The organism is Dietzia sp. Cai40 (assembly GCF_014145165.1).
GTDB lineage: Bacteria > Actinomycetota > Actinomycetes > Mycobacteriales > Mycobacteriaceae > Dietzia > Dietzia natronolimnaea.
Genome location: NZ_JAALEB010000394.1, coordinates 1 through 9960, shown reverse-complemented (window position 1 = coordinate 9960; position 9960 = coordinate 1). Strand labels below are relative to the sequence as shown.

Annotated in this window: 10 protein-coding genes, 4 tRNA genes and 1 pseudogene; 7 read left to right on the top strand and 8 right to left on the bottom strand. The window is 69.8% G+C overall.

All coding sequences use genetic code 11. The annotated features are described in order from the left end of the window. The 6 genes and pseudogenes from G6022_RS14290 to thrS form a co-directional block, all read right to left on the bottom strand. Positions 1-309: pseudogene (locus G6022_RS14290) on the bottom strand (NUDIX hydrolase); the annotation flags it as partial. Next, the gene (locus G6022_RS14285) at positions 299-1414 is read right to left on the bottom strand and encodes a glycosyltransferase family 4 protein (protein WP_182610600.1); all 1116 of its coding nucleotides are present in this window, start codon (positions 1412-1414) and stop codon (positions 299-301) included. The pseudogene G6022_RS14290 and the gene G6022_RS14285, both read right to left, overlap by 11 nt. Before the next feature lie 7 nt (positions 1415-1421). After that, positions 1422-2330, bottom strand: a complete 909-nt coding sequence (locus tag G6022_RS14280) for a phosphatidylinositol mannoside acyltransferase (RefSeq protein ID WP_179525385.1) — start codon at positions 2328-2330, stop codon at positions 1422-1424. Further along, positions 2327-2971 (bottom strand): phosphatidylinositol phosphate synthase, encoded by a 645-nt coding sequence (pgsA, locus tag G6022_RS14275; RefSeq protein WP_182610601.1) that lies wholly within the window; start codon positions 2969-2971, stop codon positions 2327-2329. Before pgsA ends, G6022_RS14280 begins: the two co-directional genes overlap by 4 nt. Before the next feature lie 14 nt (positions 2972-2985). Beyond that, complete coding sequence (locus G6022_RS14270; protein ID WP_182610602.1) at positions 2986-3564, bottom strand: HIT domain-containing protein; 579 nt, start codon at positions 3562-3564, stop codon at positions 2986-2988. Then, positions 3561-5648: a threonine--tRNA ligase gene (thrS, locus tag G6022_RS14265; protein ID WP_182639283.1), complete on the bottom strand. Its 2088-nt coding sequence runs from the start codon at positions 5646-5648 to the stop codon at positions 3561-3563. The genes G6022_RS14270 and thrS overlap by 4 nt, the downstream gene beginning before the upstream one ends. A 173-nt stretch (positions 5649-5821) precedes the next feature. On the opposite strand from thrS, the gene G6022_RS14260 reads away from it, so the two are divergent. Further along, positions 5822-6484, top strand: coding sequence for a DsbA family oxidoreductase (locus tag G6022_RS14260; protein ID WP_182639282.1), 663 nt, complete (start codon positions 5822-5824; stop codon positions 6482-6484). Between the two features lie 77 nt (positions 6485-6561). Here G6022_RS14260 and G6022_RS14255 read toward each other — a convergent pair. Beyond that, positions 6562-6633 (bottom strand) — tRNA-Val (locus G6022_RS14255). 279 nt (positions 6634-6912) lie between these two features. Between G6022_RS14255 and G6022_RS14250 the strand changes: the two genes are divergently transcribed. The 5 genes from G6022_RS14250 to G6022_RS14230 all read left to right on the top strand — a co-directional run bounded on the left by G6022_RS14250 (position 6913) and on the right by G6022_RS14230 (position 8147). Beyond that, a tRNA-Gly gene (locus G6022_RS14250) sits at positions 6913-6985 on the top strand. Positions 6986-7033: 48 nt separating this feature from the next. Next, positions 7034-7107: transfer RNA gene (locus tag G6022_RS14245), tRNA-Cys, on the top strand. 28 nt (positions 7108-7135) lie between these two features. After that, positions 7136-7210, top strand: a tRNA-Val gene (locus tag G6022_RS14240). A 110-nt stretch (positions 7211-7320) separates the two neighbouring features. Next, on the top strand, positions 7321-7551 hold the full coding sequence (locus G6022_RS14235; protein ID WP_179525389.1) for a hypothetical protein: 231 nt from the start codon (positions 7321-7323) through the stop codon (positions 7549-7551). Positions 7552-7577: 26 nt separating this feature from the next. After that, positions 7578-8147 (top strand): GNAT family N-acetyltransferase, encoded by a 570-nt coding sequence (locus tag G6022_RS14230; protein ID WP_338404200.1) that lies wholly within the window; start codon positions 7578-7580, stop codon positions 8145-8147. Positions 8148-8151: 4 nt separating this feature from the next. Here G6022_RS14230 and zapE read toward each other — a convergent pair whose 3' ends face one another. Continuing rightward, a complete protein-coding gene (gene zapE / locus G6022_RS14225; protein WP_179525390.1) occupies positions 8152-9168 on the bottom strand; it encodes a cell division protein ZapE in 1017 nt (338 codons plus the stop codon). A gap of 50 nt (positions 9169-9218) precedes the next feature. Here zapE and G6022_RS14220 point away from each other — a divergent pair. Then, a partial coding sequence (locus G6022_RS14220; RefSeq protein ID WP_182691825.1) for a dihydrofolate reductase family protein occupies positions 9219-9960 on the top strand: 742 nt, incomplete at its 3' end.

Here is a 9960-nt window from a genome sequence, read left to right as displayed (position 1 = left end):
GCCGGGCCGGGTCGGGTCCGGGTCGGGCCGGGGGTCGGTCCCGGTGACCGAGTCGGTCGGATGGGCGCGGGCCAGCGCCAGGGCGTGCGACAACCGCTGCGCCGATGCAGGGTCCCGTCCGCCCAGCTCCGCGACGATCGCGGCTGTCACCGTGTGGCGGCGTTCCAGGGCGCCGATCAGTGCGGCTCGGGCGAGATCCGTCCGGATGTGGAGCCTGTCGAGACGATGTGCGGTGAGGTAGGCGGCGAGCAGGGCGGTCACCGCCAGGATGACCAGTGCGACGACGACGAGGAGCACTTCAGCGGACACGAATGGTCTCCCCCGGTCCACGGACGGTCTCGTACACGCGGATCACCCGCTCCGCCACGACCGGCCAGTCGAACTCCCGGACCGCCTCGGAGGCGCGCGCGCAGAGATCGGCTCTGTGTCCGTCGTCGCCGAGCACGCGGACGAGGGCGGCGGCCAGGCCACCGGGGTCCCCCACCGGTGCGAGTTCACCACAGTCCCCGTCTCCCAGGACCCGGCGGAACGCGTCGAGATCGGAGGCCACCACGGCCGTCCCGGCCGCCATCGCCTCCACCAGGACGATGCCGAAACTCTCCCCACCCGTGTTGGGTGCGCAGTAGACGTCCGCGGCCGCGAGCACCGCGGCCTTGCGGGTGTCGTCGACCCGACCGAGGAAGTCCACGTCGAGGCCCGACGGCAACCGGTCCCGCAGTGCCCGCTCGTCGCCGTCCCCCATGATCCGTAACCGGAGGTCGGGCACGGCCTCCAGCACGGCCGGGAGTGCGGAGACCAGAACGTCCATACCCTTGCGCGGTTCGTCGTAACGCCCGAGGAAGGCCACGGTGGGTGAACCGGATCGCTCGGCCGTCGCGTCGACCCCGCGGAACGCGCCGACGTCCACGCCGTTGGGGATCTCCACCGCGCCGGACCCGAGGGCCTCCATCTGCCATCGCCGGGCGAGGGTCGACACCGCGATCCGACCGCGGATCTTCTCCAGGAGCGGTGCGAGGGCGCCGTCCGCGGCACCGAGGATCATCGAGCCGGAGGTGGATGTGTGGAAGGTGGCCGTGATGGGTCCCGAGGACATGGCCAGGGCGAACATCCCGACTCCCGGCGCGTTGGGTTCGTGGATGTGCAACACGTCCAGCGGATCGCTGCGCAACCAGTGACGGGTGGTCCGCCAGGCCGCGGGTCCGAAGCTCAACCGGGCCACGGACCCGTTGTACGGGATCGGGACCCCCGGGCCGGTCAGCGTCATCCCGGAGACCGGTGCGTTCTCGGGGCGGCCGGGGGCGAGCACCCGGACCGAGTGGCCGCGCCGACGCAACTCCTCGGTCAGATCCACCACATGGGCCTGGACGCCGCCCGGCGCATCGAAGGAGTAGGGGCAGATCATGCCGATGCGCACGAGTCGATCAGCCCTCGATCCGCGCGCGACGGTCGGCGGACAGGTCGGCCAGCCACAGGGGTTGGAGCATGTGCCAGTCCGCCGGGTGACGGGCGATCCCTTCGGCGAAGAGGTCGGCCATCGCCTGCACGGCCGCCTCCACTCCGCCGGAGACGTCGATGGGCGGGGTGATCCGCACCCGCATCGTCTCCTCGTCGGAATACCAGAACTGCGCCACGAGGAACGGCGCGCCGGTCTCCACGGCGAGCCTGGCAGCCCCTGCGGGCATCCGGGTGGTCTCACCGAAGAAGGTCACCGGGACGCCGGTCCGACGCAGGTCCCGTTCGCCGGGCAGGCACACGATGCCGCCCCCGCGGAGGAACTCGCGGAGTGCCTCGAGCGGCGGCGTGGCGCCACCGGTGTGCGGATAGATGGTGAATCCCAGGCTCTCCCGGTACTCGAGGAAGCGCTGATAGAGGGATTCCGGCTGCAACCTCTCGGCGACCGTGGCGAAGGTGCCGTACCGCCGCGCCAGCCATGTCCCGCCGAGATCCCAGTTGGCCGAGTGCGGGAGGGCCACGATCACCCCGCGTCCCCGGGCCAGGGCCGCGTCGAGGTGGTCGACGCCCTCGATGGTCCGGTCCATCTCCCTGGCCACGGCCTCGCGGTCCATCGAGGGCAGACGGAACGCCTCCCGCCAATAGCGCGCGTAGGAACGGAAGGAGTCTCGGACGAGGTCGTCGGGGACCTCCGCGGGGGCGACCCCGAGGACCCGGGACAGGTTCTTGCGGAGCTGGGAGTCCTCCCCTTGACGTCGGGCGGCGACGTCGGCTCCGGTCCGGAACAGGGCCCGTGCCACCGGTTCGGGGAGCGCGCGCACCAGAGCCCACCCCGCGGCGTACCCGAGGTCCGAGGCCCGCTGGCCCAGCCGGGTCATCGGTCGCCCGCCGTCGGTGACCCGAGCCGGTCGAGCCGCCCGAGGTGGTCGGCCCGTCCGCCCCACACCCTCTGGAGGACCGTGATGAGACTGCCCACCGCGACCACCGTGATCGCGATCTCGAGGGCCCAGGGGACGCCGAGACCCTCCAGGCCGGCACCGAGCAGGATCAGGACGAGGCGGTCGGCGCGTTCCATCAGACCGCCGGGCGTGCGCAGACCCCCGGCGTCCGCGCGGGCCTTGGAGTAGGACACGACCTGGGAGAGCACGAGGCACGCCAGCAGCATGCCGAGCGCGTACTTGTTGTCCGGTTCGGCGTCCACCAGCCACCACAGCAGGGACGCGAGGATCACACCGTCGGCCACCCGGTCCGACACCGCGTCGACCAGCGCGCCGTAGGGGGACCCGCCGTCACCCGCCCGGGCGACCGCCCCGTCGACCAGGTCGAGCAGGGTGCACAGGGCGATCACGATCGCCCCTGCCACCAGGTGGCCGTTGCCGAAGAGCGCGACCGCCGCCGCACAGGTCAGCACCAGCCCGGCCAGGGTGATGCCGTTCGCGGTGACCCCGATCCGGACCAGGAACGTCGCGAAGGGGTGTGCCACCTTGGTGACACCCGACCTTCCGAACTCGCTCAGCATCTGTTCCCCCGCAATCAGGTGTGGTCGGGCCCGGGCACGGTCGACCACGCCTCGGCCAGCAGTTGTCGGGTCTGACGGAGCAACTGGGGCAGCACCTTGGTTCCGCCGGTCACCGTAATGAAGTTGGCGTCGCCGATCCAGCGCGGCACGACGTGTTGGTGCAGATGATCCGACAGCGAACCCCCCGCGGCGCTGCCCAGGTTGAGCCCCACGTTGAACGAATCCGGTCGGGACACGGCCTTGACGACCCGGATCAACTGCTGGGTGTACGACATCAGCTCACGCGCCTCGTCGTCGTCGAGATCCTCCAGGTCGGCCACCTTGCGGTACGGCACCACCATGGCGTGCCCGGGGTTGTACGGGTACAGGTTGAGTACCACGTAGACATGGGCGCCACGGGCGACCATCAGGCCGTCCTCGTCGCTCATCCGGGGGATGTCGAGGAAGGGCTCCCCGGTCATACCCTCGGCGGGCTCGGGCGTCGACTCGGCGATGTACGACATCCGGTACGGGGTCCACAGCAGCTGCAGGCGATCCTCCCCCACCCCGTACTGGCGGTACCCGTCCGTCGGGGTCGGTTCCCGGGGCGTCACACCCGCTCCGCCGTGGGCACGTCGTTGCGCCGCGAGTTGATCCAGTAGACGATCTTGTCCATCGCGGCGTTCCGGGAGACCCCGTTGAGCTGGGTGCCGTCGGGGAACCGGAAGCTCACCGCGCCCGCCTCGACGTCCCGGTCGCCGGCCAGCAGCATGAACGGGACCTTGCCGGTCGTGTGGTTGCGGATCTTCTTCTGCATGCGCTCGTCCGCGAGATCGAGTTCGGCGCGGATCCCGCGGCCGCGGAGTTCGTCGATCACGTCCTCGAGGTGCTTCTCGTGGGCCTCGGCCACCGGGATCCCCACCACCTGCACGGGCGCGAGCCACGCCGGGAACATCCCCGCGTAGTGCTCGAGCAGGACGGCGAAGAACCGTTCGATGGACCCGAAGAGCGCGCGGTGGATCATCACCGGGCGCTTCTTGGTGCCGTCCGCGGCGTTGTAGGTGAGGTCGAACAACTCGGGGAGGTTGAAGTCGAGCTGCACCGTGGACATCTGCCAGGTCCGGCCGATCGCATCGCGCGCCTGGACCGAGATCTTGGGTCCGTAGAAGGCCGCCCCGCCCGGGTCCGGGACCAGCTCGAGACCCGAGTTGGTGGCGACCCGTTCGAGCGTCTCGGTGGCGCGCTCCCAGATCTCGTCACCGCCGACGTACTTCTCGGGGTCCTTGGTCGACAGCTCGAGGTAGAAGTCCTCGAGGCCGTAGTCGCGCAGCAGCGAGATGATGAAGGACAGCACGGAGGCGATCTCGCCCTCCATCTGGTCCTCGGTGCAGTAGATGTGGGCATCGTCCTGGGTGAAACCGCGCGCGCGGGTGAGCCCGTGGATCACGCCCGACTTCTCGTACCGGTAGACCGTGCCGAACTCGAACATCCGCAGCGGCAGTTCGCGGTAGGAGCGGCCGCGGGAGTCGAAGACCAGGTTGTGCATGGGGCAGTTCATGGGCTTGACGTAGTAGTCCTGCCCCGGCTTGGTCTCCCTGCCGTCGGCGTCGTACTCCGCGTCTAGAACCATGGGAGGGAACATCCCCTCCGAGTACCAGCTCAGGTGCTGGGACTTCCGGAAGAGATCGCCCTTGGTCACGTGCGGGGTGTTGACCAGCGAGTACCCGGCGGACAGGTGTCGCTTGAGGGAGTGCTGTTCCATCTCGTTGCGGATGATCCCGCCACGGGGGTGGAAGACCGGAAAGCCGGAGCCGATCTCGTCCGGGAAACTGAACAGGTCGAGCTCCGTGCCCAACCGGCGGTGGTCCCGTTTCTCCGCCTCGGCGAGGCGATCGAGGTAGGCGTCCATCGCCTCCGTGCTCTCCCACGCCGTGCCATAGACGCGCTGAAGACCGGCGTTCTTCTGATCCCCGCGCCAGTACGCAGCGGAGGAGCGGGTGAGGGTGAACGCGGGGATGAACTTGGTGGTGGGTGTGTGGGGGCCCCGGCACAGATCCGACCAGACCACCTCGCCCGTGCGCGGGTTGAGATTGTCGTACGCGGTCAGTGCGCCGGCCCCGACCTCCATGATCTCCGCGTCCTCGAGGGCCTCGGCGCCCCCGGCGTCGCCGGAATCCGCCCGGCCCTTGTCCTCCACCAACTCGAGCTTGTACGGCTCGCCGGCGAGCTCGGCGCGTGCCTCGTCCAGAGAGGCGTACTCGCGCCGGGCGAAACGCTGGCCCGACTTGATGATCTTCTTCATCCGCTTCTCGAGGTCCTTGAGGTCCTCGGGAGTGAACGGCTCGGCCACGTCGAAGTCGTAGTAGAAGCCGTTCTCGATCGGCGGGCCGATCCCCAGCTTGGCCTCGGGGAACTTGTCCTGGACGGCCTGCGCCAACACATGTGCACAGGAGTGCCTGATGACGGACCTGCCGTCCTCGGTGTCCGCGCGGACGAGTTCGACCTCGGTGTCCGCCTCTGGCGCCCACGACAGGTCGCGCAGCGCGCCACCGGGGTCGCGCACCACCACGACGGTCTCGGGGCCGCTCTTCGACTGCAACTCCCGCTCGGCGAGGATCTTGCCCGCTGGCTCTCCCGCCGGAATGACGGTGGTGGTCACGGTGCCCGCACCCGTTGCGTCGACGTCGGCTTCCGGCATGCGGTTCTCGGACACGGGGGTCTCGGACACGGGGGGCGATCTCCTCGGCAGTGGATGACGGGTGACCGTGGGTCACCCGTGACGGCGCACCAGCTCCGGTGACGGACCTGGGCCGGTTCATGCTACCCGGCGCCTCGCGGAATCCCGGACCGCCTCGGGCCGTTGTACCCGCCATGCGCATAGACATCTGGTCCGACGTCGTCTGCCCCTTCTGCTGGATCGGCAAACGCCATCTGGAGTCCGCACTGGAGGCCTTCCGGGCAGACCACCCCGACACGGACGTCGAGGTGGTCTGGCGGGCCTTCGAACTCGACCCCGCAGCGCCGCGGCACGGCGAGAGCGGCGTCGACGAGTCCAGCGCACAGATGCTCTCGCGCAAGTACGGCATGCCGCAGGCGGAGGCGGAGGCCACGCAGGAACAGATGGCGGGACGGTTCCGGGAACTCGGATTGGAGTTCGACTGGCGGTCCGCCACGATCTCCTCGACCTTCGACGCCCACCGGCTGGCGGCACTGGCCGCAGACCACGAGAAGGCGGACGAGATCGACGAGGCGTTGCGCCGCGCCCACTTCACCGACGGCGAGCGCCTCTCGGATCCGGCGGTCCTCAGGCGCATCGGTGTCGAGGCCGGGCTGCCCGCCGACGCGGTCGACCAGATGCTGTCCGGGGACGGGTTCGGCGAGCGCGTCCGTGAAGACGTGGAGGCCGCCCGTGGGATCGGGGTGCAGGGAGTGCCGTTCTTCGTCTTCGACGGCAGGCTCGCCGTGAGCGGTGCACAGCCCGTCGAGGTGTTCGGCCAGGCCCTGGAGCAGGCTGTCGCCGGACGGCAGGACTGACTCGGCGCACCGGCTGGCCCGGATACGAACGCAGCCCCCGTCTCCCGGTCACCGGGGCGGAGGCTGCGTGTGCGGTGTGGTCCTAACTGGGTTCGAACCAGTGACCTCTCCGGTGTGAACGGAGCGCTCTTCCACTGAGCTATAGGACCGCGCGTGGCCCGATCTCTCGATCGGCACCGGAACACTGTAGCAAGCCGGACCCGCGGCCCCAATTCGGGGTCGGCGAGGCGCCGGAGCCGTGTCGGTGCCGTGCCGGTACCGTGCCGACACGCGTCCGGAGAGCCGGTGCGCGCTGGGCCGCAGAACCCCGGATCAGGGCGTCCGTGCAGGTGGAACCCGGTTTCCGGCCCCCGATTTGTGTTCCAAGTTCGGCGTCGGCTAATGTTCATTCTCGCAACGCGGTGAGCAACAGCGAGCCGGGGAGCAGTGCGGATGTGGCGCAGCTGGTAGCGCATCACCTTGCCAAGGTGAGGGTCGCGGGTTCGAATCCCGTCATCCGCTCGGAGGGATCGAGGAGCCAGGAGTCCTCACCGGGCTCGATACCTTTTCGGTGGAGTGGCCGAGTGGTGAGGCAGCGGCCTGCAAAGCCGTCAACACGGGTTCGATTCCCGTCTCCACCTCCACGCCGGAGAGATCCGGTCGGTGAATCCCGCGCGATTAGCTCAGCGGGAGAGCGCTTCCCTGACACGGAAGAGGTCACTGGTTCAATCCCAGTATCGCGCACCACGACACACGCCCCGGCTGACCGCCGGGGCGTCGTGCATTTCGGCGGGATCGCTCCCTGTTCGGTACGTGCCCGTGCTCGCCGCGTGATGAGGATCACTCATCATCGGGGTATGTCCACTGCGCACAGACTGCCCCACACGGCGACGGTCGACTCGATTTCCCTGGAGGACGTCCGGGGGCGGGTCGTCGACCTCCGGCACACCACGGGCATCCTCGTCGACCTGCGCCGCACGGCCACGGACACCTACGAGGTCACTATGGTCCTCGGAGGCGGAGACGACTCGGAACGGCTGGTGATGTCCGGGGTGGGTGGGACCGAGAACCTGCACCTGCATTCCTGATCCCCGTGCCCCGCTAGTCTCACGGGGTGATCGCCAGCGTCGAACCCACCGTCGAACCCGCAGTCGCGGCAGATCTCGGCCCGATTGCCGCGCTGGCAGCCCGGACGTTCCCGCTGGCGTGTCCCCCGGATCTCCCCCGGGACTCGATCGACGCCTTCATCGCCCGGCATCTCTCCACCGGCGCGCTGAGTGTCCATCTGGTCACCCCCGGGCACGAACTCCTCGCGGCCAGGACGCCGGGTGGGCGACTCGCCGCATACGCCCTCCTCGTGGACGGGATCGAGATGGACCCGGCCTGCGCCGATCAGATCCTCCACCGACCCACCGTCGGGATCAGCAAGCTGTACGTCGACCCCGGCCACCACGGTTCGGGCATCGCGGCCCTGGTTCTCGACGACGTCGTCCGGAGGTGTGCCGGGAGGGGCGCGCGAAGTCTGTGGCTCGCCACCAACGTGGCCAACACCAGGGCACGCCGGTTCTACGCCAGGCAGGGGTTCGCCGAACGGGGAACGCGCACGTTCGACGTGGGCGGCGTGTCCAACACCGACGTCGTCTACGAGAGGGAGCTCGGTGGGAGGGCCCCGGGTCAGGACTGAGCGTTCAGCCGCCGACCGTCTCGAAACGCGACAGCGCGAGGAGCCGGGACGTGGCCCGCAGGTACTTCTTCCGGTAGCCGCCGGCGATCATCTCCTCGGTGAAGATCGCGTCGAGCTTCTCCCCCGAGTTACGGACGGGGATCCCGGCGTCGTACAGGCGGTCCGCCAGGACGACCAGACGCAGGGCGATGGCCTGGTCCGGCAACGGAGCGACGTCGCGCAGGCACACCCTGGTCACCCCGTCGACGAGGCGGTTGTACTTGGACGGGTGGAGGGTGGCCAGGTGCCCGCACAGCGCGTCGAAGTCGTCCAGCGTCGCCCCGGGGTCCGCGCCGGCGTCCGCCTCGAGCTCCGCCTCGGACATGGGGTCCGGCGCCGGAGGAAGATTGCGGTGACGGTAGTCGGGGCCGTCGACTCGGATCGACTCGAAGATCCCCGACATCTTGCGGATCTCGCGCATGAAGTCCTTGGCCGCGAACCGCCCCTCGCCGAGCTGCTCGGGAAGGGTGTTGGAGGTGGCGGCCACGCTGACGCCCGCCGTGGTGAGCTCCGCGAGCAGCCGGGACACCAGCATGGTGTCACCCGGGTCGTCCAGCTCGAACTCGTCGATGCACAGCACCGAGTGACCGGACAGCTCCTCGACCGCACGGTTGAACCCGAGGGCACCCACCACGTGGGTCAGTTCGACGAACGTGCCGAACGCCTTGGGCTCGGGACAGGTGTGGTAGATCGAGGTCAACAGGTGGGTCTTGCCCACACCGAACCCGCCGTCGAGATAGATCCCCGCCCCCTCCACCGACTTGGGTCGACGCCCGAACAGTCCCTTCTTGGGGGAACGACGGGTCACGACGCCCTCGGCGAACTCCCGACACGCCTTGACCGCGGCGGCCTGGGAGGGCTCGGCGGGGTCCGGGATGTAGGACTCGAAACTCACGTCATCGAACATCGACGGCGGGACCATCTGTGCCACGAGTTGGTCGGCGGGGACCACCGGGGTGACGTCAACGAGGCGAGAGACCATGCGATGAGCCTATCGTGGGGCGACAGGCGTCAGAACGGAAGGAGCCCCAGGTGCTGTCGACCCGACCCCCCGCGCTCGACGACGACCCGGCTTCGCTCGACGCGATCTGGACCGCCCTCCAGCCGGACCAGCCCACGGGCGCCCCGATGATCCGTGCCGTCATGATCTCCTCCATCGACGGGACCACCACCGTCGACGGCCGGAGCGGGGGCCTGGGAACGCCCACCGACCGCCTGGTCTACGACGCCATGCGGGCCCGCGCCGACCTCGTCCTGGTGGGGTCCGGGACGGCGTTGGCCGAACGCTACGGTCCCGCCGTGGTGAGCCCGGTCTGGACGGACCGGCGCACCGGACCCGCGCCCACCGTCCTCGTCCTCACCAGGTCGCTACCCGATCGGCTGATCGACCTCTGCGCCGGCACCGACGACCGGGTCCGGATCGCCGCGGCACACGAGGTGGGTCGTCAGCGCATCGAGGCCGCGCGGGCGCGGGGCGTGAGAGTGCACGTGCTCGACCCGGGGCCGACCGGCGCCGCGGTGCGCGCGCTGGCGTCCCGCCTCCACGCCCGCGAGGTGGATTTCGAGGGCGGCCCCCGCCTCCTCGGGACGCTGCTCTCGGAGGGGGCGGTGGACGATCTCGTCCTGTCGGTGGCGCCGGAACTCATCGTCGGGGGCGACGACTCCACCCTCACCCCCGGCCACGGCCCCGGCAGCACCCGGGTTCCCATGCGGGTGGTCTCGGCGTTCACCTGCCCGCGCGGGGGTCTGTACACCCGCTGGGCGGTCGGCGAGG